Raw genomic sequence first — 22,082 nt, forward strand, 5'->3', positions numbered from 1 at the left:
GTGAACCGTTTCGGCTGTTCAGCGTCGCGCGAAGATGCCAGCGGCGTGCGTCCCTCATACCTTTCTGTGCAACGTTGCGATGACTGCCTTCCTGCTGATCTGGAGCCCCAAGAAATGGCCGTGGCCAGAACTGCCCGATGTGGCCAAGCGCGTTGCGGCGGGCGTCGCCGTAGCCGACGTGTGGGGTTGTGGATTCGCACGCGGCATTCTGCCCGGCGACCGCGTGTTTTTGCATCGTGTCGCCACGGAGCCGAAAGGCATCTTTGGCTCGGGCTATGTGACACGCGCACCGTACGAGGTCCCGGACCCAGCCACGAAGCGCGGCTACCGCCTGTGCATCGACTTCGTGTACGACTGGCTCGTCGATGCGCATGAAAACGTGGTGATCCCTCGCGACATGTTGCGCGTGCATCCATTTTCGGTGCAGACCTGGGACGCGCAGAGTTCAGGCACGGTGATCAAACCGATCGCGGAAGGCGCGCTGGAAAAGCGCTGGGCTGAACTCACGGGCAAACGCAAGCCGCCGCCACTGGACGCGCCGGTTGGCCCGGCACGCTCCACCAAAGCGACAGCGCACGCGGCGCAATCGCCCACCGGCGCATCGCCAGTTAAGGCCTCCGTGAAGACGCCCGCAAGGAAGCGCGCGCCCCGGCACTGAGAATGCGTCTGAAAGCCACGTGGCTCCGCAAAACCTGTTCACACCGACTCCGGTACAATTTCTCTCATCTATCCCGGCGTCGCGCGAACCGCTCGCAGGCAAGCCGCGCCGCTGCGCAACCCAATTCCAGGCATCGTCATGTCCAACAATCAAACCCTCTTCGACCGCGCGCAACGCACCATTCCCGGCGGCGTGAATTCGCCGGTCCGCGCATTCCGCTCGGTCGGCGGCACGCCGCGTTTCATCGAACGCGCACAGGGTCCTTATTTCTGGGACGCCGATGGCCAACGTTATATCGACTACATCGGCTCCTGGGGACCCATGATTCTCGGGCATGTGCACCCGGAAGTTCTGGAAGCGGTGCAGCGCGTGCTGGCCAATGGCTTCTCGTTCGGCGCGCCTACCGAGTCGGAAATTGAAATCGCCGAGGAAATCTGCAAGCTCGTGCCGTCGATCGAACAGGTGCGCATGGTGTCGAGCGGCACCGAAGCGACCATGAGCGCGCTGCGTCTCGCGCGCGGCTTCACGAACCGCAGCCGCATCGTCAAGTTTGAAGGCTGCTACCACGGCCATGCCGACAGCCTGCTCGTGAAAGCCGGTTCGGGGCTGCTCACGTTTGGCAATCCGACATCGGCGGGCGTGCCGGTCGACATCGCAAAGCACACCACGGTTCTGGAATACAACAACGTCGCCGCGCTCGAAGAGGCGTTCAAAGCCTTCGGCAACGAAATCGCCTCGGTGATCGTCGAGCCGGCGGCGGGCAACATGAATCTGGTGCGTGCCACGCCCGAGTTTCTGCAGGCTCTGCGACGCCTGTGCACCGAATACGGCTCCGTGCTGATCTTCGACGAAGTCATGTGCGGTTTCCGCGTGGCGCTCGGCGGCGCGCAAGAGGTCTACGGCATCACGCCGGATCTGACGTGTCTCGGCAAAGTGATCGGCGGCGGCATGCCGGCGGCCGCCTTCGGCGGACGGCGCGACATCATGGCCCACCTCGCGCCGCTCGGCGGCGTCTACCAGGCGGGCACGTTGTCCGGCAATCCCATCGCGGTCGCCGCGGGACTGAAGACGCTGCAATTGATCCAGGCGCCGGGCTTTTACGAAACACTCGCCGCGCGCACTGCCCGTCTTGCGAAGGGTCTCGCCCAAGTCGCTCGCGAAGCCAATGTGCCGTTCGCGGCCGACTCGCTCGGCGGCATGTTCGGCCTGTACTTCACCGAGTCGATTCCGACGAGCTTCGCCGAAGTGACCAGGAGCGACGTGCCGCGCTTTAACGCGTTCTTTCACAAGATGCTCGACGCGGGCGTCTACTTCGCACCGTCGGCATATGAAGCAGGCTTTGTTTCGATTGCGCACGACGACGCGATCGTCGACGCAACTGTGGATGCCGCCCGTGGCGCGTTCGCGTCGCTGAGCGCCTGAGCGACCGAGCGTCCCGAAACCGTCGCCACCCTGCCACCGGACCTAACCACACACCGATGTTTTCGCAAACCGACTTCGTCCATATGGAACGCGCGCTTGCGTTGGCCAAGCGCGGCATGTACACGACCGACCCGAACCCGCGCGTGGGGTGCGTGCTCGTCAAGAACGGCGAAGTGATCGGCGAAGGCTTCACGCAGCCGGCCGGCCAGGACCACGCGGAAATCCGCGCGATGAAAGACGCGCGTTCGCGCGGTCACGATCTGCGCGGCGCCACCGCTTACGTAACGCTCGAACCGTGCAGCCACTTTGGACGCACGCCGCCGTGCGCGAACGCGCTGATCGAAGCGCAAGTCGCGCGCGTGGTGGCCGCGATGGAAGACCCCAATCCGCAGGTGTCCGGACGCGGTCTTGCGGTGCTGCGTGATGCCGGGATCGAAGTACGCTGCGGGCTGCTCGCCAATGAGGCGCACGAGTTGAACATCGGCTTCGTGTCGCGCATGACACGCGGCCGGCCGTGGGTTCGCATGAAAGTGGCAGCCTCGCTCGACGGCCGCACCGGCCTCCCCTCCGGCGTCAGCCAATGGATCACCGGCGAGGCCGCCCGGGCCGACGGACATGCATGGCGCGCCCGCGCGTCGGCGGTACTCACCGGCATCGGCACAGTCAGGGAAGACGATCCGCGCATGACCGTGCGCGCTGTCGACACGCCGCGTCAGCCGCAACGCGTGTTGATCGACAGTCAGCTGGAAGTCTCGCCACAGGCGCAGATCCTGGCCGGGGCGCCCACGCTGATTTTTTGCGGCAATCTCGATCAACGGCATAGCGACCGAGCGCAAGCACTACGCGAGCGTGGCGCCGAGATCGTTCAGCTGGCCAACGCGGCCGGCAAGGTGGACCTTCCTGCCATGCTGAAAGTGCTGGGCGAGCGCCAGGTCAACGAACTACACGTTGAAGCCGGCTACAAGCTGAACGGCTCGCTGCTGCGCGAAGGTTGCGTGGACGAACTACTCGTCTATCTCGCGCCCAGCCTGCTCGGCATCGACTCGATGAGCATGTTCAACCTGAGCGCGCCTGAAACACTTGAAGGACGCGTCAAGCTCGCTTTTCATAACGTCGAGCGAATCGGCGAGGATCTTCGGATTCTCGCGCGCCTCGTGCCGGCGGCCGTAACCGCAGCCGGAACCGACACCGCGTCCCAACCCGTTTCGTTTTGAGGATTAGTACGATGTTCACAGGAATCGTCGCGGCAGTGGGCCGCATCGAGTCAGTCAAGCCTCTCGGCACGGACGGCGACGCGGGCGTGCGCCTGAACGTGCAGGCCGGCGGCCTCGATCTCGCCGACGTGCAACTCGGCGACAGCATCACCATTCAGGGCGCCTGCATGACCGTGGTGGCGAAGACCGACCATTCGTTCGAAGTGGACGTGTCGCGAGAAAGCCTGAATCGCACAGCGGGCCTTGGCGAAGTGGGCGAAGTCAACCTGGAAAAGGCACTGCGCGCGCACGACCGGCTGGGCGGCCATATCGTCTCGGGTCACGTGGACGGCCTGGGCACGGTCACCCACTTTGCGCCGGTAGGCGAATCGCACGAACTGCGAGTGCTGGCGTCGCGCGAGATCGGCCGCTATCTGGCGTACAAGGGCTCTATCACTGTCAACGGAGTGAGTCTGACCGTCAACTCGGTTAAAGATCGTGACGACGGTTGCGAGTTTTCGATCAATCTGATTCCGCACACCGTGGAAGTCACCGCACTCAAGCATCTGCGCGAAGGCACGCCGGTGAATCTGGAAATCGATCTGATCGCTCGCTACGTGGAGCGCATGCTCAACGCACCGAAGTAGACGGCAAAAACGCCAGCAACAACGCCAACAGCAACACCAGCAGGCGGCAACAACTCAAAGCGGCAGCCGCCGCCGGGCGCCCACGCATGCGGCGCCTTGCCGCTTTTCATCAGTCCATGCGTCTATCGTTCTGCCGAGCATATCAACGGCCGGTGACGCAACGCCAGTCGGCCAAACGGCATATGCCGTCCGGCGGAGGCGACTTGGGACCGCGCGTGGCGTAAAATACGCGCTTTCCCGAAAAACTCGCCAACATGACGCTCGCCTCCACTACAGAGATCATCGCCGAACTCAAAGCCGGCCGGATGGTGATCCTCGTCGACGAAGAAGATCGCGAAAACGAGGGCGATCTGGTGCTCGCCGCCGAATTCGTGACGCCGGAAGCGATCAACTTCATGGCGCGCTACGGCCGGGGCCTGATCTGTCTCACGCTCACGCAGGAACGCTGCAAGCTGCTCAACCTGCCGCTCATGACGTACCGCAACGGCACGCAGTACGGAACCGCGTTCACGGTCAGCATCGAGGCGGCGGAGGGCGTGACGACCGGCATTTCGGCCGCCGACCGCGCCCGTACGATCGCCGCGGCAGTCGCACCGGACGCCAAGGCGGAGCATATCGTGCAGCCTGGCCACGTGTTCCCGATCATGGCCCAGCCGGGCGGCGTGCTCGTGCGCGCCGGCCACACGGAGGCAGGCTGCGACTTCACCGCGCTGGCAGGCCTGACGCCGGCTGCAGTGATCTGCGAAGTCATCAACGACGACGGCACCATGGCGCGCCTGCCCGACCTGATGGAGTTCGCAAAAGAGCACGATCTGAAGGTCGGCACGATCGCGGATCTGATCCACTATCGCAGCCGCACCGAATCGATCGTCGAGCGCATTTGCGAGCGCACCATGCAGACGGCGCACGGCGCTTTCCGCGCGGTCATGTATCTCGATCAGCCAAGCGGCCAGCCGCACATTGCCCTCGTGCGCGGCACACCGAACCCCGAGCACGACACGCCGGTGCGCGTGCACGAGCCGCTATCGGTGCTCGACCTGCTCGAAGTCGGCGAATCCACTCATTCGTGGACGCTCGACGCAGCCATGAAAGAGATCGCCTCGCGCGAAGTCGGCGTGATCGTGCTGCTCAATTGCGGCGACTCGAAGGAACATCTGATCGACGTCTTCAAGGCGTTCGATTCGAAAGAAAAAGCAGACGCGCTCAAGCGCCGGCCCGTCGACTTCAAGACCTACGGCATCGGCGCGCAGATTTTGCGCGAGCTGGGCGTCGGCAAGATGCAGGTGCTGTCGAATCCGCGCAAGCTGGGCAGCATGTCGGGTTACGGCCTCGAAGTCACAGGCTTCATACCCATGCCAGGCAGTGCCGCGCAGCCTCCGCAATAACGCTGACCCGGTCATTCACGCGCCTCGCGCTCACCCAAAAACACTACGGAATTCACATGGAAATCGGACAATATCAACCGAACCTCGACGGCGACGGACTGCGCATCGGCATCGTCCAGGCGCGTTTTAACGAACCCGTCTGCAATGGCCTTGCCGACTCGTGCATCGAAGAACTCGAACGCCTCGGCGTGACCGGCGAAGACGTGCTGCTCGTCACCGTGCCGGGCGCACTAGAAATCCCGCTGGCGCTTCAAAAGCTTGCTGAGAGCGCGCAGTTCGACGCGCTGATCGCGCTCGGCGCGGTCATCCGCGGTGAAACGTACCATTTCGAACTGGTGTCGAACGAAAGCGGCGCGGGCATCACGCGCATCGGCCTCGACTTCGGCATTCCTGTTGCAAATGCGGTGCTGACCACTGAGAACGACGAACAAGCCGTCGCTCGCATGACCGAGAAAGGTCGCGACGCGGCACGCGTGGCGGTCGAAATGGCGAACCTCGCGGTCGCGCTGGAACAACTCGGTGGCGACGAAGAAGAAGACGAAGAAGAGGAAGAGGCATGAAGAGCGCACGCCGACGCTCCCGCGAACTGGCCACGCAGGGGCTTTATCAGTGGCTGCTGTCGGGTTCGCCCGGCGGTGAGATCGACGCGCAACTGCGCGGCGCGCAGGGCTTCGACAAAGCGGACCATGAGCATCTGGACGCCGTTCTGCACGGCGTGATCCGCGATTCGCAGGCGCTGTCCGCGGACATCGCGCCTTGCCTGGACCGTCCGATCGAGCAGCTTTCGCCGGTCGAACGCGCCGTGCTGCTCGTCGCCGCGTTTGAACTGAAGAATCACCTCGATATTCCTTATCGCGTGGTGATCAACGAAGCGGTTGAACTGGCCAAGACCTTTGGCGGCGCCGACGGCTACAAGTACGTGAATGGCGTGCTCGACAAGCTGGCGGCCAAGCTGCGCGTCGCCGAAATCGACGCCGCTCGCAAGAAGGGCTAGGCATGCGTGTGGTCGGCTCGCGCAACACGGCGGCAAAACCGTCGCAAATGTACGCGACGCCGACACAACGAAATGCATCGCCTGTCACAACGCTGCCGCGCGCGAGAACCACGCGAATGGCGGTCGCGCTTTCGCATTTGAACTGGATTTGACCGTATGAACTCCGTGACCGAACCTCTTATGCGGCTCGCCGCACGCGTCGACTCCATCCAGCCGTTCTACGTGATGGAGCTGGCAAAAGAGGCTGCGCTTCTTGAGCGCGACGGACGCGACATCATTCACATGGGAATCGGCGAGCCCGATTTCACCGCCCCCGAACCTGTCATCGAGGCAGCAGCGACCGCGCTGCGCCGCGGCGTCACGCAATACACCAGCGCACTTGGCCTGCACGCACTGCGCGAAGCAATTTCGGCGCACTACGCAGAGGTCTACGGCGTCAACGTGGATCCCGCCCGGATCGTGGTGACCGCAGGCGCGTCGGCCGCGTTGCTGCTGGCGTGCGCGGCACTGGTAGATCGCGACGACGAAGTGTTGATGCCGGACCCCTGCTACCCGTGCAACCGCCATTTTGTGATCGCCGCCGAAGGCAAACCGGTGATGGTGCCAAGCGGCCCTGCCGAACGCTTCCAACTGACCGCCGCCGACGTCGAGCGGCTTTGGAACGAGCGCACGCGTGGCGTACTGCTCGCGTCGCCGTCCAACCCGACCGGCACGTCGATCGAGCCGGCGGAACTGGAACGCATCGTCAAAGCGGTGCGCGCGCGTGGGGGCTTCACGATCGTCGACGAGATTTACCAGGGCTTGAGCTACGACGCTAAACCCGTGTCGGCGCTGTCCTATGGCGACGACGTCATTACGGTCAACAGCTTTTCGAAGTACTTCAACATGACGGGCTGGCGCCTCGGCTGGCTGGTGGTCCCGCCGGGCATGGTGAGCGCATTCGAGAAACTGGCGCAGAATCTCTTCATCTGCGCGTCAGCGCTCGCCCAGCACGCGGCGCTCGCGTGCTTCGAACCGCAGACCATCGCAACGTACGAGGCACGCCGTCTCGAGTTCAAACGTCGGCGTGACTTCATCGCGCCGGCGCTCGAATCATTGGGCTTCACAGTGCCTGTCATGCCCGACGGCGCGTTCTACGTCTACGCCGACTGCCGGAGCGTCGCTCACCCTGCCGCAGGCGACAGTTCGGCCCTCACGAAAGCGATGCTGCACGAGGCAGGTGTCGTGCTCGTGCCAGGAATGGACTTCGGCAGCCACGCGCCAAAACAATATATCCGGCTGTCGTACGCAACCGCCTACGAGAAGCTGGAAGAGGCGGTGGAACGCCTGGCGCGGCTTTTCGGCCAACGGCAGTAGGAGCGCAAGGTAGCCGGGCCTGACGAGTGCCTCGTGCGTAGCGAGAGGTGCCCGCAGCCAGGCACAGCCGGGCTCCGGACGCTGCTGTCTGTTTGTCTTTCGGCCGCGCGACCTCCCCCAAAGCAAAAAAAGGACACCCGAGGGTGTCCTTTTTCTTGCCGTTCGCGTTCGTGTCAGGCGATCAGCATGAGGCTGGCTTTGCGAGCGATTCAGGCGCCCAGTTCCGCGGCAGACGCCACGTGTTTGGGCGCACTCGTGCTGGCGTCGTCCTGTTCCGAGACCGGCGTCTTGCCAGGCGCAGCGGCGCTCAACGGATGGCTTCCTTCCAGCGTAACCTGCACCCGCTTGCCGTTGCTGTTGTTCGCAGCAGCGGACGACGACGAGGATGACGACGACGCATTATTCGATGCCGTGATAACCGGCGCCTGCGGCGCGTTGATCGGCACCTTGCGGCCGCGCGCCACGTCACGCAGACGCGCGCGTTCTGCCATCACCTTGGCGCCGTAGCCGCCGTCGTCCTGCGACGTCGAGCCGACATACAGCCGCAGTCCGCCCGGCAGCGAACCGCCGCGCGCGATGCAATCCTTCAGAACCAGCGCGCCGACCTTGATGTTCGCGACCGGCTCAAGCGCAGCGCTCTCGCCGCCGAAATACTGGAACTTGTCCGAATGAACCTTGGACATCACCTGCATCAGGCCCTGGGCGCCCACGCCGCTCTCGGCGTACGGGTTGAAACCCGATTCGATCGCCATGACCGACAGTAACAGCAGCGGGTCGAGACCGACTTCGCGACCGGTGTCGAACGCAGCCTTGACCAGCTCGCCGACAGGCTCCTGGGCGACGCGGTAGCGACGAGCCAGGTACGACGCTACGAGAGCCTGCTCACGCGACGAAATCAGCACGCGATCGTCGCGCGCATCGGCGGACACGCGTTTCGCAGGAATCAGTCTGGCCAACGCCGAAACGCTTTGCATCGTGCGCGGATCGAGGCCGTTGAGCGCCGCGATTCCCATGCCGGCGGAGCCGGAACCGTCGAACGCGCCGTCATAACTGGTGTTGCTGACGCTCACGCCCACGTTATTGCCGACGCTTGCTGCGTCAGCGCTGTTTGGGTTCGAGTTTACGGACAGCGTTTCGTCCGACGAAGTACGCCCCGGCGGCCCGAAAGCAGGCAGCGGGTTGCCTTGCAGCAGGCGCGCAGGGCCCGCTTGCACAGCCGCGGAAAGGACCGGCATCAGCTTCGCCGCGAGGGTGCCGCGCCACGTGGGCATCAGCCACAGCGCGATTGCCAGCACCACGGCAATGCCGCCGACAATGCTGAACAGGTGATGACTCAATTGCGTCCCGCGACGGACTGCACCGCGCACGACTTGCGCGATACGTTCGTCGGGACGCCACGATAACCAGGCGTTCATTCAGATCTCCCATGTTGCATGATCCGCGAACCCCACCGGAAAAACAGGCGGTACCACACATTCGCAGAGTCAAGACATCGCGCGCTCTGTCTGGTTAGGGCAGCAGCGACGTCGGGAAAACGGCAAATACCGTTTGTGGGGAGCCTTCCTGAAAAGCGGTCCGCGGCATGCCGAAAACATGCGGGCGGTGGCTCCCACGCGAAAAACCAGCGTCAGTTGGCGCTGGCAAGGACATCGATAAGACCGACGAATACCGTGCAGGGCTTCGGTAAGCGGTGACGCGTTGCGTCTGATGGGACCGGGGGCAGTGGTAAAAGGTTCACGCCCTGCAACCAACGTGGACGGATTCTAGGGCACGGTTTTATAGATCGTCAACACTATAAACTCGCGAAAGTATAACTAATTGTAATAACGACAAGGGTTCCGACCGCTCAGAGGGCCGTACGGAGCGGTTTTTGGGCATTTTGGCGATTGCCGCTCGCCCTATGACGTTCGGCCGATCTACGTGCGCTAGCCAACGCAGGTAAAATCGACAATCGTTCGGCGCCTCCTCCGCAGTCGCGCTTTTCTATATCGCCGCTCGCGGCACACAACCGCATCAGATGAAATACAAAGACCTGCGTGACTTCATCGGCCGTCTCGAGACGATTGGAGAACTGCGCCGTATCCCGCAAAAGGTATCGCCTGTACTGGAAATGACCGAACTGTGCGACCGCGTGCTGCGCGCTGGGGGGCCGGCTCTGCTGTTTGAGAACCAGGAGGCGCATGCGTTCCCGGTGCTTGGCAACCTGTTCGGTACGCCGCGCCGGGTAGCGCTCGGTATGGGCATCGACGCGGAAGCCGGCGAAGGCGACGGCGCCGCGCTGGATTCGCTGCGCGATGTCGGCCGGCTGCTCTCAGCGTTGAAGGAACCGGAGCCGCCAAAAGGGCTGAAGGACGCGGGCAAACTGTTCTCGCTTGCGAAGGCGGTGTGGGACATGGCGCCACGAACTGTGAGCGCGCCACCTTGCCAGGAAATCGTGTGGGAAGGCAATGACGTCGACCTGGAAAAGCTGCCTATCCAGACTTGCTGGCCCGGGGACGCCGGCCCGCTGATCACGTGGGGCCTGACCGTCACAAAAGGCCCGAACAAGAGCCGACAAAATCTCGGCATCTATCGCCAGCAGTTAATCGGACGCAACAAGCTGATCATGCGCTGGCTCGCACATCGCGGGGGCGCGCTCGACTTCCGCGAGTTCGCGTTGAAGAATCCCGGCCAGCCGTATCCGGTAGCGGTCGTGCTAGGTGCGGATCCGGCGACCATCCTCGGCGCGGTGACGCCAGTGCCGGACACGCTGTCCGAATACCAGTTTGCCGGCTTGCTGCGCGGCGGTCGGACGGAGCTGGCCAAATGCATTACGCCGGGCGTCGACGGTCTGCAGGTACCCGCGCGCGCTGAAATCGTGCTCGAAGGCTTTATCTATCCGCAGGAAGGTGCGCCCTCGCCCGCCCCGGCTGGCGCGCCGCCGCGGCCGGTCAAGGGCGCCTCGGCCGCCTATGAGCACGCGCTGGAAGGCCCGTATGGCGACCATACCGGCTACTACAACGAACAGGAGTGGTTCCCGGTGTTCACGGTCGAGCGCATCACGATGCGCCGCGACGCGATCTACCATTCCACGTACACCGGCAAACCGCCCGACGAGCCTGCCGTGCTCGGCGTCGCGCTCAACGAAGTGTTCGTGCCGCTTCTGCAGAAGCAGTTCAGCGAGATTACCGATTTCTATCTGCCGCCAGAAGGATGCAGCTACCGCATGGCGATCGTGCAGATGAAGAAGAGCTACCCGGGCCACGCCAAGCGCGTGATGTTCGGCGTCTGGAGCTTCCTGCGACAGTTCATGTATACGAAGTTCATTGTCGTCGTGGACGAAGACGTCAACATTCGCGACTGGAAAGAAGTGATCTGGGCGATCACCACGCGCGTCGACCCGACGCGCGATACGGTGCTCGTCGATCGCACGCCGATCGACTATCTCGACTTCGCGTCGCCGGTCGCGGGCCTCGGTTCGAAGATGGGACTCGACGCGACCAATAAATGGCCTGGCGAGACCGATCGCGAATGGGGCCGGCCTATCGAAATGGACCCGGCGGTGAAGCAGCGAATCGACAGTTTGTGGAATGAACTGGGACTGTGAACGCGTCGAGCGCATCGATCGCGCAGCCGCATAACAAACAGATGGAGCAGTTGCAGGCATGCATGCCTTCTCGATGATGTCGGACGGGTTCTTCCTGTCTTTGTCGTTGTGTCTCGACATCGGCCTCGTGAACGTCGCGATGATTTCGCTGGCGCTGTCGCACGGATTCAAGCCGGGCTTCTGGCTCGGCCTTGGGTCGTGCGTCGGCGACCTGATTTATGCGGCGCTTGCGCTAGCGGGCATGGCTGCGCTGCTACAGTTCGAGTCGGTGCGCTGGGTCGTGTGGATTGGCGGCGCGGTCATCCTGCTGTTTCTTACCTGGAAGATGGCGCGCGAAGCGATGTTTCCGGCGTCGGCACCGCCTGTTGCCGGCGAGGCGGACGCCAGTTCGCCGCATCTGTCTGCGTGGCGCGGCTTCCTGCGCGGGGTGTTGCTGGCGGTGTCGTCACCGTCGGCAATTCTGTGGTTTGCCGCAGTCGGGGGCGCGCTGATCGCCAAAGCCGGCGCGACGAGCGCCAAAACGGCGCCCGTATTTCTCGGCGGTTTCTTTCTTGGCGGCTTGTGCTGGACGGTGTTCATCTGCGGCCTCGGCAGCCACGGCCGCAAGCGCGCTGGCACCGGTTTGCTACGTGCGTGCCATGTGTTGTCCGCGCTGCTGTTCGCCTACTTCTCATACAGCGTGATCGTGAACGGTTACCGCGATCTGATTCTGCAAACGGCAGAGCGCTCGCCAGTCGCACAAGCGGCGAGCTGACATGCAACGGCCCGCCCTATGAACCTGGGGCGGGCCGTCTTCCTACACGTCAGCCGGCTTCTGGCCGGAAACAATCAGGCCAGGTACTGCGCGAGCTTCTCGAGATCGACGTTACCGCCGCTCACCACCACGCCCACACGCTTGCCCTTCACTGGCACCACGCCGTTGAGCACGGCCGCCGCCGCGAGGCAGCCGGTCGGCTCAACGACGATCTTCATGCGTTGGGCGAAAAAGCGCATGGTGTCAATCAACTGCTCGTCGGTGACGGTTTCGATCTGTGCAACGAGCTTGCGAATGATCGCGAAGGTGTAGTCGCCCAGATGCGTCGAGGCCGCGCCATCGGCGATGGTGCGCGGTGTGTCGATATGCACGATCTCGCCGCGCGCAAGAGATTGCTGACCGTCGTTGCCTGCTTGCGGCTCGACGCCGATTACCGTGCAGTCCGGGCTCAAGGCCGCCGCCGACAACGCGCTGCCGCCAATCAGCCCGCCACCGCCCAGACACACGAATAGCATGTCGAGCGGCCCCGTTTCGTCGATCAATTCCTTCACCGCCGTGCCCTGCCCCGCGATCACATGGGGATGATCGTATGGAGGAATCAGCGTCATGCCGCGCTCCTCGGCGAGCCGTCGGCCGATTTCCTCGCGGTTCTCCTTATAGCGGTCGTAGGTGATTACCTCGCCGCCATAGCCCTTGGTGGCGGCCACTTTGGCTGCGGGCGCGTCGTGCGGCATGATGATCGTCGCGCGGATGCCGGCGAGGCGCGCCGACAGCGCAATAGCCTGCGCATGGTTGCCGGACGAATAGGTCAGCACGCCGGCCTTGCGCTGCTCCGCGTCGAAATGCGAGATCGCGTTATAGGCGCCGCGAAACTTGAACGCGCCCATTCGCTGAAAGTTCTCGCACTTGAAGAATACCGACGCTCCGGTGCGCTCGTTGAACGTGCTCGATGTGAGAACTGGCGTGCGGTGCGCGACGCCCTCGAGTCGCGCTGCGGCGTCGAGCACGTCGTCGAAGGTGGGAGCGGGAAGTGGGTGCATCGGCTGCATTGGCGGAGTTCTCCAGAGCGGTGGCGAAACAGCCATTCTCCCAGCTTCGCCGACGCTTTGAAACTTCCGCAACAACTCACTCAATGCCGCAGAAAACAAAACGGCGTAACGCGGCGATCAAGCCGGCGTTACGCCGTTCAGACTCTCTGCCCGCCTACAGCGAGGCGCCAACCAGGCAGGTGTCGATCACAACTCGTGGGTCAGGCAGAATTAGCGCCGATAGTAACCGTGGCCATAACCACCACCGTAGTAGCCGTGGCGATAATAGGGTCGACCATAACCGTAATACCCACCCACTACGACGGGCGGCGGGCCGTAGACTACAGGCGGCGGCGCATAGACGACGGGAGGCGGCGGCGAATAGTACACCGGCGGCGGCGGGGCATAGACGGGCGCGGCATAGACAGGATAAGCCGGCGCGACCGGTACCCCGATACCGATACCGACAGAGACGTGTGCCTGCGCGGTGGCGGCAAGCCCCACGCCGAGTGCGGCGGCAACGACGAACGGAACGATCTTCTTCACTTTTGTTCTCCTGGCGCGGCCCATTGAAGGTCGCCAACTTCGCATGCCATGCATGCTACGAAACCAATTTATCCAAAAAGCCCGCGCGACGCTGTTCGCATTTGTTGCAAATTGCAATGCGCGAAAAGGTTTTGCGCTGTCGCCTGGAAAGCAGCAGCGCTTGAAAAACGCGAACGGCCTGAGGAATCAACGGATTAGGCCTCTTCGCGGTGGACACGAAGGTGTCGCGAGGCAATGGCGAGTTAAACGGACGCCGCGTCGGTAATCTTTAATTACAAATTAGCTTCAATGCTGACGGCGCGGAGCCACGGCCAATAAAAAACCCGGCGCAGAGGCCGGGCTTTGTTAAGGCTCGAAACGGGGGTCGGTCAGCCGACCTTCACGTAAGCGAATTCGCGGGACACGTTCGGTGGCACGTACGCGGCGCTGATGCGCACGCGTGGGCTCAGACGCTTCTTCTGATCCCACCAGCGACGCCGCTGAGCGTGGGTCAAGAACCGCAAGTGCTTCCGGTAAGAAAAAATATTCATCGTAGCCTCCCCGAATCCGATTGCGAAATTGCGAAGCGAATACCCATAGACAGCCACGGCCGACCGGCCATCCGGAAATTGTGAGCAGTTTTCAAGCCCGCAGGGCGCGCGCGACGCCATGATCAGCAGCTCGCGTCATATCGCAGGCAAACTCATCTGACGACCGTTGCACGCGCTGCACGCCTGCCGATGCGCGATACTGCTTGTTCCCTATCACGCCCCGTCTGGAGCACGTCGACATGTCCCAGTCCCAGTCCCAGTCCCAGCCCGACTCCCGTTTACCACGCCTCGGCTTTATCGGCGCGGGCCGGCTCGCGCGATGCCTCGCGCTGAGTTTTTCGCGCGCAGGCTATCCGGTGACGGCAGTGGCGAGCCGCACGCCGGCTTCCACTAGCCGGCTCGCCAGTCAAATTCCCAACTGCATGGCGCTCGACGATCCTCAGCAAGTCGTCGACGGCGCCGATGTTGTCTTTTTAGCCGTTCCCGACGACAGCATCGGTACGTCAGCGCACACACTGCGTTTCGCCCCCGATGCAGTCTATGGCAAGGCGCTCGTGCATTGCAGTGGCGCGTCGCCGGTCGAGTTGCTGGCGGGCGCGCGGGACCAGGGCGCGGCGATTGGCGGCTTTCATCCGCTCTACCTGTTCAGCGGCGAGCTGGCCGACCTCGACCGTATCGCCGGCTGCTCGGTGACGATCGAGGCCGACGGCGACCTGAAAGACACGCTGACGGCGTTGGCCGTCGCGCTAGGCTGCCATCCGTTGTCGATTCCTCCGGGCGGCCGCATGCTGTATCACGGCGCCGCGCACTATGCGGCGAGTTTCGCGCTCTGCAGCCTGGCCGAATGCGTCGCGCTGTGGCGCACGCTCGGTTTTGCCGAGGACGAAGCATTGCGCGCGCTGTTGCCGATGCTCGCGGGCACCATTCAGACCGCTCGCGACAAGGGACTGCCCAACGCGCTCGCCGGGCCGGTCTCGCGCGGCGACACCGGTGTCGTGCAAAAGCAGTTGGCGTTGATGGAAAGCCTCGGCGGAGATCACGCTGCGTTGTACGGTTTGCTGTCACGGCGCGCGGTCGAGCTGGCGCAACGGCGCGCCACGCCGCCTGCGGCAATCGCCGCAATCGCCGACGCGGTGGAAGATTCGTTGAGCCGCTCGCTGAATCAGGCGGCAGCAGGTGCAAGCGTCAAGTAAGCCGTGATAATGTGACGTCCGGCGCCGCGCGCAATCCGCCGGCGCCTCGCTTCGGGACCAACAGACGAGAACGCACAATGATCAAGGTCAGCATCCTCTATCCGTATCGGGAAAACGGCCACTTCGACGTGGACTATTACTGCGTCACCCACATGCCGCTCGCGGCGGAACTGTTTGGCCCGTCGTTGAAGGGATGGTCCGTCGACGTGGGCATCAACGCGGGCCCGCCGGGTACGCCGCCGCCTTATGTGGCCGCGGGTCACTTCCTGTTCGACAGCACGGATGACTTTTACAAGGTCTTCAGGCCGGCATCCGAACGCCTGCTGGCCGACATTCCGAACTACACCGACGGCGGCAACGGCGCCATTCTCATCAGCGAAATCAAGGTTTCCGTGTGACTGGCCGCACTTGATGCGGGGGCGGCTCTTCGTCCGTCGTTGAAATGCGAGCCTTGCATGACCCGTATCATCCGCTTGGCAATGCATGCGGCCGCGTCGGCGGCCGATGCCAGTTACTGACCCGCCTGTGCTCCAGACCTAAAAGCACCGGCGCCCATGCCGTTCCACGGCTGTCATCAGAAGCATAAGGACACACGATGTTTGGCGATATCGCCCGTTTTCTGCTCAATACCGTCTTCACCCTCTTCGGCGCGGCGCTGCTCTTGCGCGCCTGGCTGCAGGTCGTGCGCATGCCGCCGTACAACCCGGTCACGAACGCCGTGCTACAAGCGACGAACTGGATCGTTCTGCCGCTGCGCCGCATTCTGCCGAGCACGCGCAACGTCGACTGGGCGAGCCTCGTCGCGGCGCTGATCGCGGCGATCGTCTACGTCGTGCTGATGGTGGTCCTGACCGGCGCCGACCCGCTCACGCTGGTGCCGACGCTGCTGATCGTCGCGGTGCTGACCGTAATCAAGTGGGCGCTGAATCTGATCATCTGGATGACGATCCTGATGGCGCTGCTGTCGTGGCTGAATCCGCGTTCGCCGGCAATGCCGATCCTTTATCAACTGACCGCACCGTTTCTGAATCCGCTGCGACGCGTCGTGCCGCATCTGGGAGGCATCGACCTCTCGCCGATTCTTCTGTTCGTGATCGTGCAGGTGCTGCTGATGGTGGTCACGCGCGCCGCTGTCCAACTGACTTACTTCGTGATCTGAAGCAACGCGGAATGCCGGACGACGTCGCCGCGCACAATGCGGCATAAGGAAAAGCAGCGGCGCAGTTTGCGCTCGCTGCCCTTTCGCGAGTAAAATAGCGCGCTCTGCGGGCGTCGTATAATGGTAATACCCTAGCTTCCCAAGCTAGAGCCGTGGGTTCGATTCCCATCGCCCGCTCCAGTACTTTCCGGCAGTTTGGCAACCTGCTCGCAACTGCTGCTTCGAAGAAAGTATCTGCATTCACCGCACTGAAGTTCAGTTACGCAAAGCAGAACACGCCTGATACGTCAAATCCACTGATTGGCTTTCCACGCCAAACGGGCTGACGTCGCATTGTGATAGCGGCCGAGAATATATCGAATTCCGCCGCGGCATTCTTGCACTGCGTTGCCAAAAGACTTGACGCCATCCGGATTCAATTCATATTGCGACGGCAGCAATTGAAACAGCCCGCGTGCGCCGGATTTAGGATTGCGCAGATTCACCGCGCCGCCCGACTCCTGCGCCATGAGCCACAGCAGATCGTTGAATTGAGTCAGCGGCACACCTTCAGTAGACATCGCTTCCCGAAGCGCATTCACGGACGTAGCGGGGATCTTGGTGGGTTTAATCGGGCTCCAGCCGGTTTTCGCTGGTTTTGCTTCGCGGTGATTGTGTGTGTGCTTACTCATAACGGTATTCGCGTAGTTTAATCGTTGAAAAGGGCTGGCTTACAGAACGATTAAATCATACAAGACCTGCACCGTTATTAAAACGTAATGTGCGCTGCCTGCGGCTGCGGCGAACGGCGCGCTGTCTGGACGCACCCTTTCGCGTTGTGCTACCTTACGCGCACTTGCAACGCCCGCTCCACGTTGTTGCCGAGCCTTGGGCACTAATCAGGCACGAGCCGCCTCTACGAAGGCGGCTTTTTTGTAGCGACGGCTAGCCCGCGCGGCGACTGATCGCAATCCGCTTGCCGACATGACAACCGGCACGCGCTAACGCGGTGCGCCGCGTCGTTGTCAGCGAGCGCCGATCAGCGCCAACCAGCGCCAATTTTGCCAACCCGCGCCGAGCAAGCCGCGAAGCCTTCATTCTTGTAGCAGCATCGACCATGATCCACGATCCCAACAACGCCGGCTTGCCCGACGACCTTCCGACGTCCTCCAACGAAACAGACGATGTCGCCGCCGCTGCCGACGACTCCGCGCCGCACGGCGAAGCCTTGCATCTTCGGCGCATCCGCAGCTTTGTCACGCGCGCCGGCCGCGTGTCGACCGGTCAGCGCCGCGCGATGGACGAGCTCGGCCCGCGCTTCGTCGTTCCGTTCGCGCCGCAGCAGCCGGACTGGAACGCCGTATTCGGCCGTGAAGCGCCGCGCGTGCTGGAGATCGGCTTCGGCATGGGCGCGACCACCGCGGAAATCGCCTCGCACCGTCCAACTGACGATTTTCTCGGCGTCGAAGTGCACGAACCGGGTGTCGGCGCATTGTTGAAGTTGATGGGCGAGCAGGCGCTGACCAACATCCGCATCATTCAGCACGACGCCGTGGAAGTGCTCGAACAGATGATCGCGCCGGACAGTCTCGACGGCGTGCACATCTTCTTTCCCGACCCGTGGCACAAGGCGCGCCATCACAAGCGTCGTCTGATTCAGCCGAAGTTCGTCGCGCTGCTCGCGTCGCGCCTGAAGCCCGGCGCGTATTTGCATTGCGCGACCGACTGGCAGAACTACGCCGAGCAGATGCTTGAAGTGCTCAATGCGGAGCCGACGTTGCAAAACACCGTCGACGGCTATGCGCCGCGCCCCGAATATCGTCCGGTAACGAAGTTCGAGCGACGCGGCCTGCGCCTCGGCCACGGTGTGTGGGATCTCGTGTTCCGCAAACGCGACGTCGCATAAACAAAAAGGTCCGCCACCTCAAGTGACGGACCTTTTTTTCCGGCCTGCGAAAAGCGGGGAGACTTACTCCGTCCAGCTCAGCGCGCCGCTATAGCCGACTAGCAGGATCAGCAATCCAAAGCCAATGCGATACCACGCGAACGCCGTGAAATCGTGTCCGGCGATGTAGCGAAGCAACCATCGCACACACAGAAAGGCACTGACGAACGCAGCCACGAAGCCGAGCGCGAAAACGCCGAGCGCGTCGACGGACAGCAGATGCCAGTCCTTGTACAACTCGTAGGCAGTCGCGCCGAACATGATCGGGATCGCGAGGAAAAACGAAAACTCAGTGGCCACGCGCCGGTCGAGTCCGAACAACATCCCGCCGATGATTGTCGAGCCCGAGCGCGACGTGCCAGGGATCAATGCGAAACATTGAGCGAGGCCGACTTTCAGCGCGTCCATTGCGCTCAGATCGTCCACGCTGGTCACGCGCGCAACCCTGGCTTGTCCGCCTTCGCGGGCTTGCGCGCGCTGGCGCGCTTCTGCCCACAAGATGACGACGCCGCCCACCACCAGCGCGAACGCCACCGGCACCGGCGAAAACAGCGCAGCCTTGATCGACTTTTCCAGCAGTAGACCGAGCACGACCGCCGGAATGGTCGCGATGATCACGTTCAACGTAAAGCGCCGCGCTTCCGGACGGCTCGGCAGGCCGGTCACCACGCTGCCGATACGGCGGCGAAACTCCCAGCACACCGCGAGAATCGCGCCGAGCTGAATGACGACGTCGAAGGTCTTGGCATGTTCGTCGGTGAAGTTGAGGAGACTCCCCGCGACGATCAGGTGCCCCGTACTCGACACCGGCAAAAATTCCGTCAAGCCTTCTACGACGCCCAGAATCAACGCCTTGCAAGCCAATAACCAGTCCATCCGTGCCCCTCATCGTTTTCGTTTGTCGGCCCTGCCGGCCACGCGCAACGTCATTTCTCGACGATTTGCACGCGTATACCGTTTGTAAGGATGGTGATTGTACCGGGTTCGTAATTAACTCCGGCAAATTGAAGTTGTTCGGGCTTGAATGTGTAGATCGGGTAATTGCTCAGCAACTGCGTGGCGAGCACGGCGGCGGCGGCGTTGATCTGTTGCGTATAAGCCTGCGCGTCGCCGGTCACGCTGACGTTGTCGACGTTGGGCGACTTCAGCACGACGGATTTGCTCGCGGCGTCGTACGCAAGTTCGCTCGACAACGTGAAGACGCCGTCGACCGGCTGCGGCATGAACGGGCTCGCGAGGTGCGCATCGAGCTTCACCGAAACACGGTTCGCGTCGGGCAGCAAGCCGACCACCGGATGGCTCAGCGCGACGTCGAATACTTGTGAGACAGTGCGTTGATACGGGAATTTGCGCTGCACGGCGTCCTGCACTTGCTGCTGCGAGAATGTGTAGTGCGACGGAATGAACGGAAAGATCGACGCGGCGCAGGCCGTGAGCGAGACAACGCCAAGCGCGCCGGCACCGGCCAGCGCTGCGAGTAGAAAACGGCGCCTGGTGGGCGCGACAAGTCCAGTCATACACAATCTCCGATCAACCACAATTGAGAGCCTGCCTCGGTCCAGGTACTTGCTTTATCCAACTTCCGGCCGGGTTTGCGCTTCGAGCAGCGTGAGCCATGCAAGCGCGCTTCCTCGGTCCGGCCCACACATTTCCAACTGCGGCTGCAGCCCCGAGCAGCATGCCGGCCGCTCGGGCCGGCCGAAGATCGCGCATCGCAAGTCTTCGCCTAGTTGCACGCAGCGCACGCCCGCCGGCTTGCCGTTCGGCATGCCCGGAATCGGACTCGAAATCGACGGCGCGATACAACACGCGCCGCAATCAGGGCGGCACGCATGATCTGCCACATCAAACGGAGAGTCGCGTTTCGTCACGCGATCGCGCACATCACTCACTACACATTGTCCTTAAATCGAAGAGCGGCGTATCGCCACCCGACCCGCATTGTGCCACTGCGTCCCGTGCGACCTTTTTACACAATCCGGCGCGAGACCGCTCACGTAAACTCGACTGACCCTCAAGGCCACGCTCGTGAGGCGCCGCGAGTTCCGTTCATCAATGCGGGAAACAGCGGAGTTTCCGCCTCTTTGCCGGTGGCCATCACAACGAGCCCTTCATGACCACCGCCAATTCGCTGTTTCGTCCGGATCTGCTCGCCAAGTACAGCGCGAACGGCCCACGTTATACGTCCTATCCCACTGCCCTTCAGTTCCGCGACAACTTCTCCGTTGCCGACTATTTACGCGCCGCAGCGGACCCCGGCGCATCGGCCGCGGACCTCTCGCTGTACTTCCATATTCCGTTCTGCGACACAGTTTGCTTCTACTGCGGCTGCAACAAGATCGCGACGAAAAACCGCGCGCGCGCCCGCCCGTACCTCGAACAGCTGAAGCGCGAAATGGCCTTGCAGGCAGCGTGTTTCGATACGCGCCGGCCAGTATCGCAATTGCATCTGGGCGGCGGCACGCCCACGTTCATGTCGAACGATGAACTGGCCGAACTGATGAGCGCGGCCCGCGAGCACTTCGCCTTGCTGCCCGACGACGATGCCGAATATTCGATCGAAGTCGATCCGCGCGAGGCTTCGCCCGAGACCATCGCGCATCTACGCAAGCTCGGCTTCAATCGACTGAGTCTCGGCGTGCAGGACTTCGATCCGCTCGTGCAGCGCGCTATCAACCGCATTCAGCCGCTCGATATGACCGCCTCTGTCATGCAGGCCGCGAGGCATACGGGCTTTCATTCGATCGGCGTCGATCTGATCTACGGGCTGCCGCATCAAACGGTGGAAAGCTTCACTCGCACGCTGGACACGATGATCGAACTCGCGCCTGATCGCCTCTCCGTGTTCGCGTATGCGCATATGCCGCAGCTCTTTAAAATGCAACGTCAGATGGACTCGGCCGCGCTGCCCTCGCCTGCAATGCGGCTCGCTATCTTGCAACGGGTAGTCGAGCGTCTGACAGCAGCGGGCTACGTCTACATCGGCATGGATCACTTCGCGCTGCCCACCGACGAACTGGCGCGCGCGCAGGCACAGCGAACCTTGCACCGCAACTTCCAGGGCTACAGCACGCGTGCCGAATGCGACCTGATCGGCTTCGGCGCGTCGTCGATCGGCAAGGTCGGCGACGTCTACGCGCAGAACGCGAAAGACCTGCCCGCGTATGGCGCGGCCATCAGCGCCGGCAAACTGGCAATTGCACGCGGTGTCCGCCTCACCGCCGACGACCGTCTACGCCGCGACATCATCACCCAGTTGATGTGCAATCTGGAATTGCGGTTCGACGAATTCGAAGCGATGTACGGCATCCGCTTCGCCGATACGTTCGAGCTCGAACTCGACCGCTTGCGCGGCTTCGAGCACGACGGCCTCGTTTCGCTGACCGGGCGCAAGCTGGAAGTGCAGACGGCCGGGCGCATGCTCGTGCGCAACATCGCAATGGTGTTCGACCGCTATCTCGGCCAACAGACGCTCGAACGTTTCTCGCGCACTGTTTGACGGCATGGCGGGCGGCGGCTGCAACCGGCTTGCCCGTCGTCGAATTTTCGGCCATAATCTGCGTCTTCGCGACGCGCCAGCATCTCGCGCGTGCGCTGCAAGATCTGCCCAGGTGGTGAAATTGGTAGACGCAGGGGACTCAAAATCTCCGTTGTTCAGCTCGACAAAGAACAGCGCCAATTTTTGAGTGCCTTGTGCAGTAAGGGTC

At 62.7% G+C, this 22,082-nt stretch carries 23 protein-coding genes and 1 tRNA gene; 16 read left to right on the forward strand and 8 right to left on the reverse strand.

All coding sequences use genetic code 11. The features are described from left to right. Window positions 1-79: 79 nt before the first annotated feature. The 8 genes from ACTJLB_RS07205 to ACTJLB_RS07240 all read left to right on the forward strand — a co-directional run bounded on the left by ACTJLB_RS07205 (window position 80) and on the right by ACTJLB_RS07240 (window position 7,655). The gene (locus ACTJLB_RS07205; protein ID WP_408191743.1) at window positions 80-658 is read left to right on the forward strand and encodes a hypothetical protein; all 579 of its coding nucleotides are present in this window, start codon (window positions 80-82) and stop codon (window positions 656-658) included. Window positions 659-796: 138 nt separating this feature from the next. Beyond that, complete coding sequence (gene hemL / locus ACTJLB_RS07210; RefSeq protein ID WP_440782892.1) at window positions 797-2,080, forward strand: glutamate-1-semialdehyde 2,1-aminomutase; 1,284 nt, start codon at window positions 797-799, stop codon at window positions 2,078-2,080. Window positions 2,081-2,136: 56 nt separating this feature from the next. Further along, window positions 2,137-3,294, forward strand: a complete 1,158-nt coding sequence (ribD, locus tag ACTJLB_RS07215; RefSeq protein ID WP_440782893.1) for a bifunctional diaminohydroxyphosphoribosylaminopyrimidine deaminase/5-amino-6-(5-phosphoribosylamino)uracil reductase RibD — start codon at window positions 2,137-2,139, stop codon at window positions 3,292-3,294. An 11-nt stretch (window positions 3,295-3,305) separates the two neighbouring features. Further along, the gene (locus tag ACTJLB_RS07220) at window positions 3,306-3,920 is read left to right on the forward strand and encodes a riboflavin synthase (RefSeq protein ID WP_087752849.1); all 615 of its coding nucleotides are present in this window, start codon (window positions 3,306-3,308) and stop codon (window positions 3,918-3,920) included. A 254-nt stretch (window positions 3,921-4,174) separates the two neighbouring features. Next, window positions 4,175-5,305: a bifunctional 3,4-dihydroxy-2-butanone-4-phosphate synthase/GTP cyclohydrolase II gene (ribBA, locus tag ACTJLB_RS07225; RefSeq protein ID WP_088175261.1), complete on the forward strand. Its 1,131-nt coding sequence runs from the start codon at window positions 4,175-4,177 to the stop codon at window positions 5,303-5,305. Between the two features lie 56 nt (window positions 5,306-5,361). Next, window positions 5,362-5,865 (forward strand): 6,7-dimethyl-8-ribityllumazine synthase, encoded by a 504-nt coding sequence (ribH, locus tag ACTJLB_RS07230; protein ID WP_020069066.1) that lies wholly within the window; start codon window positions 5,362-5,364, stop codon window positions 5,863-5,865. Beyond that, entirely contained in the window at window positions 5,862-6,299 is a 438-nt protein-coding gene (gene nusB, locus ACTJLB_RS07235) for a transcription antitermination factor NusB (protein WP_440782895.1), read from the forward strand. Before ribH ends, nusB begins: the two co-directional genes overlap by 4 nt. Before the next feature lie 156 nt (window positions 6,300-6,455). Continuing rightward, on the forward strand, window positions 6,456-7,655 hold the full coding sequence (locus ACTJLB_RS07240; RefSeq protein WP_440782896.1) for a pyridoxal phosphate-dependent aminotransferase: 1,200 nt from the start codon (window positions 6,456-6,458) through the stop codon (window positions 7,653-7,655). Between the two features lie 209 nt (window positions 7,656-7,864). Here the strand turns inward: ACTJLB_RS07240 and ACTJLB_RS07245 are convergent, their stop codons facing one another. Beyond that, window positions 7,865-9,070 (reverse strand): transglycosylase SLT domain-containing protein, encoded by a 1,206-nt coding sequence (locus tag ACTJLB_RS07245; protein WP_440782897.1) that lies wholly within the window; start codon window positions 9,068-9,070, stop codon window positions 7,865-7,867. A gap of 602 nt (window positions 9,071-9,672) precedes the next feature. Here ACTJLB_RS07245 and ACTJLB_RS07250 point away from each other — a divergent pair. Together ACTJLB_RS07250 and ACTJLB_RS07255 are read left to right on the forward strand one after the other, a co-directional pair. After that, window positions 9,673-11,241: a UbiD family decarboxylase gene (locus ACTJLB_RS07250; protein WP_440782898.1), complete on the forward strand. Its 1,569-nt coding sequence runs from the start codon at window positions 9,673-9,675 to the stop codon at window positions 11,239-11,241. Window positions 11,242-11,299: 58 nt separating this feature from the next. Next, a complete protein-coding gene (locus ACTJLB_RS07255) occupies window positions 11,300-11,995 on the forward strand; it encodes a LysE family translocator (protein ID WP_020069072.1) in 696 nt (231 codons plus the stop codon). A 74-nt stretch (window positions 11,996-12,069) separates the two neighbouring features. Here the strand turns inward: ACTJLB_RS07255 and ACTJLB_RS07260 are convergent, their stop codons facing one another. The 3 genes from ACTJLB_RS07260 to ACTJLB_RS07270 form a co-directional block, all read right to left on the reverse strand. Next, on the reverse strand, window positions 12,070-13,035 hold the full coding sequence (locus tag ACTJLB_RS07260) for a threo-3-hydroxy-L-aspartate ammonia-lyase (RefSeq protein ID WP_408131016.1): 966 nt from the start codon (window positions 13,033-13,035) through the stop codon (window positions 12,070-12,072). Window positions 13,036-13,254: 219 nt separating this feature from the next. After that, window positions 13,255-13,569 (reverse strand): hypothetical protein, encoded by a 315-nt coding sequence (locus ACTJLB_RS07265; RefSeq protein WP_020069074.1) that lies wholly within the window; start codon window positions 13,567-13,569, stop codon window positions 13,255-13,257. A gap of 368 nt (window positions 13,570-13,937) precedes the next feature. Then, complete coding sequence (locus ACTJLB_RS07270; RefSeq protein ID WP_164701921.1) at window positions 13,938-14,099, reverse strand: hypothetical protein; 162 nt, start codon at window positions 14,097-14,099, stop codon at window positions 13,938-13,940. Between the two features lie 239 nt (window positions 14,100-14,338). Here ACTJLB_RS07270 and ACTJLB_RS07275 point away from each other — a divergent pair, with 239 nt between their 5' ends. The 4 genes from ACTJLB_RS07275 (at window position 14,339) to ACTJLB_RS07290 (ending at window position 16,631) form a co-directional block, all read left to right on the forward strand. After that, window positions 14,339-15,292, forward strand: a complete 954-nt coding sequence (locus ACTJLB_RS07275) for a Rossmann-like and DUF2520 domain-containing protein (protein WP_440782899.1) — start codon at window positions 14,339-14,341, stop codon at window positions 15,290-15,292. Between the two features lie 77 nt (window positions 15,293-15,369). Then, a complete protein-coding gene (locus tag ACTJLB_RS07280; protein ID WP_440782900.1) occupies window positions 15,370-15,690 on the forward strand; it encodes an EthD family reductase in 321 nt (106 codons plus the stop codon). Between the two features lie 197 nt (window positions 15,691-15,887). Next, complete coding sequence (locus tag ACTJLB_RS07285; protein ID WP_027776334.1) at window positions 15,888-16,451, forward strand: YggT family protein; 564 nt, start codon at window positions 15,888-15,890, stop codon at window positions 16,449-16,451. Between the two features lie 106 nt (window positions 16,452-16,557). Next, window positions 16,558-16,631: transfer RNA gene (locus ACTJLB_RS07290), tRNA-Gly, on the forward strand. Between the two features lie 107 nt (window positions 16,632-16,738). On the opposite strand, the gene ACTJLB_RS07295 is transcribed toward ACTJLB_RS07290, so the two are convergent. Further along, entirely contained in the window at window positions 16,739-17,122 is a 384-nt protein-coding gene (locus ACTJLB_RS07295) for a hypothetical protein (RefSeq protein ID WP_440782901.1), read from the reverse strand. A 425-nt stretch (window positions 17,123-17,547) separates the two neighbouring features. Here ACTJLB_RS07295 and trmB point away from each other — a divergent pair, with 425 nt between their 5' ends. Next, window positions 17,548-18,336, forward strand: coding sequence for a tRNA (guanosine(46)-N7)-methyltransferase TrmB (gene trmB, locus ACTJLB_RS07300; protein ID WP_440782902.1), 789 nt, complete (start codon window positions 17,548-17,550; stop codon window positions 18,334-18,336). Between the two features lie 63 nt (window positions 18,337-18,399). On the opposite strand, the gene ACTJLB_RS07305 is transcribed toward trmB, so the two are convergent. Genes ACTJLB_RS07305 through ACTJLB_RS07315 form a run of 3 tightly spaced genes read right to left on the reverse strand, consistent with a single transcriptional unit; the run spans window position 18,400 to window position 20,267 of the window. Continuing rightward, window positions 18,400-19,251: an undecaprenyl-diphosphate phosphatase gene (locus tag ACTJLB_RS07305; protein ID WP_020069082.1), complete on the reverse strand. Its 852-nt coding sequence runs from the start codon at window positions 19,249-19,251 to the stop codon at window positions 18,400-18,402. A gap of 50 nt (window positions 19,252-19,301) precedes the next feature. Beyond that, complete coding sequence (locus ACTJLB_RS07310; protein WP_020069083.1) at window positions 19,302-19,892, reverse strand: DUF1439 domain-containing protein; 591 nt, start codon at window positions 19,890-19,892, stop codon at window positions 19,302-19,304. Between the two features lie 54 nt (window positions 19,893-19,946). Continuing rightward, on the reverse strand, window positions 19,947-20,267 hold the full coding sequence (locus ACTJLB_RS07315; protein ID WP_087752860.1) for a YkgJ family cysteine cluster protein: 321 nt from the start codon (window positions 20,265-20,267) through the stop codon (window positions 19,947-19,949). A 221-nt stretch (window positions 20,268-20,488) separates the two neighbouring features. Between ACTJLB_RS07315 and hemN the strand changes: the two genes are divergently transcribed. Next, window positions 20,489-21,874 (forward strand): oxygen-independent coproporphyrinogen III oxidase, encoded by a 1,386-nt coding sequence (hemN, locus tag ACTJLB_RS07320; RefSeq protein WP_440782903.1) that lies wholly within the window; start codon window positions 20,489-20,491, stop codon window positions 21,872-21,874. Window positions 21,875-22,082 lie beyond the last annotated feature (208 nt).

The organism is Paraburkholderia sp. 22098, assembly GCF_052045935.1.
GTDB lineage: Bacteria > Pseudomonadota > Gammaproteobacteria > Burkholderiales > Burkholderiaceae > Paraburkholderia > Paraburkholderia caledonica.

What these genes read in the sequence shown, in the direction of transcription:
- ACTJLB_RS07240 (WP_440782896.1), top strand. Translation starts at nt 6,456, where the DNA reads ATGAACTCCGTGACCGAACCTCTTATGCGGCTCGCCGCACGCGTCGAC.
- nusB (WP_440782895.1), top strand. Translation starts at nt 5,862, where the DNA reads ATGAAGAGCGCACGCCGACGCTCCCGCGAACTGGCCACGCAGGGGCTT.
- ACTJLB_RS07220 (WP_087752849.1), top strand. Translation starts at nt 3,306, where the DNA reads ATGTTCACAGGAATCGTCGCGGCAGTGGGCCGCATCGAGTCAGTCAAG.
- ACTJLB_RS07275 (WP_440782899.1), top strand. Translation starts at nt 14,339, where the DNA reads ATGTCCCAGTCCCAGTCCCAGTCCCAGCCCGACTCCCGTTTACCACGC.
- hemN (WP_440782903.1), top strand. Translation starts at nt 20,489, where the DNA reads ATGACCACCGCCAATTCGCTGTTTCGTCCGGATCTGCTCGCCAAGTAC.
- ribBA (WP_088175261.1), top strand. Translation starts at nt 4,175, where the DNA reads ATGACGCTCGCCTCCACTACAGAGATCATCGCCGAACTCAAAGCCGGC.
- ACTJLB_RS07270 (WP_164701921.1), bottom strand. Translation starts at nt 14,099, where the DNA reads ATGAATATTTTTTCTTACCGGAAGCACTTGCGGTTCTTGACCCACGCT.
- ACTJLB_RS07285 (WP_027776334.1), top strand. Translation starts at nt 15,888, where the DNA reads ATGTTTGGCGATATCGCCCGTTTTCTGCTCAATACCGTCTTCACCCTC.
- ACTJLB_RS07245 (WP_440782897.1), bottom strand. Translation starts at nt 9,070, where the DNA reads ATGAACGCCTGGTTATCGTGGCGTCCCGACGAACGTATCGCGCAAGTC.
- ribD (WP_440782893.1), top strand. Translation starts at nt 2,137, where the DNA reads ATGTTTTCGCAAACCGACTTCGTCCATATGGAACGCGCGCTTGCGTTG.
- ACTJLB_RS07295 (WP_440782901.1), bottom strand. Translation starts at nt 17,122, where the DNA reads ATGAGTAAGCACACACACAATCACCGCGAAGCAAAACCAGCGAAAACC.
- hemL (WP_440782892.1), top strand. Translation starts at nt 797, where the DNA reads ATGTCCAACAATCAAACCCTCTTCGACCGCGCGCAACGCACCATTCCC.
- ACTJLB_RS07250 (WP_440782898.1), top strand. Translation starts at nt 9,673, where the DNA reads ATGAAATACAAAGACCTGCGTGACTTCATCGGCCGTCTCGAGACGATT.
- ACTJLB_RS07255 (WP_020069072.1), top strand. Translation starts at nt 11,300, where the DNA reads ATGCATGCCTTCTCGATGATGTCGGACGGGTTCTTCCTGTCTTTGTCG.
- ACTJLB_RS07310 (WP_020069083.1), bottom strand. Translation starts at nt 19,892, where the DNA reads ATGACTGGACTTGTCGCGCCCACCAGGCGCCGTTTTCTACTCGCAGCG.
- ACTJLB_RS07205 (WP_408191743.1), top strand. Translation starts at nt 80, where the DNA reads ATGACTGCCTTCCTGCTGATCTGGAGCCCCAAGAAATGGCCGTGGCCA.
- ACTJLB_RS07260 (WP_408131016.1), bottom strand. Translation starts at nt 13,035, where the DNA reads ATGCACCCACTTCCCGCTCCCACCTTCGACGACGTGCTCGACGCCGCA.
- ribH (WP_020069066.1), top strand. Translation starts at nt 5,362, where the DNA reads ATGGAAATCGGACAATATCAACCGAACCTCGACGGCGACGGACTGCGC.
- ACTJLB_RS07280 (WP_440782900.1), top strand. Translation starts at nt 15,370, where the DNA reads ATGATCAAGGTCAGCATCCTCTATCCGTATCGGGAAAACGGCCACTTC.
- trmB (WP_440782902.1), top strand. Translation starts at nt 17,548, where the DNA reads ATGATCCACGATCCCAACAACGCCGGCTTGCCCGACGACCTTCCGACG.
- ACTJLB_RS07305 (WP_020069082.1), bottom strand. Translation starts at nt 19,251, where the DNA reads ATGGACTGGTTATTGGCTTGCAAGGCGTTGATTCTGGGCGTCGTAGAA.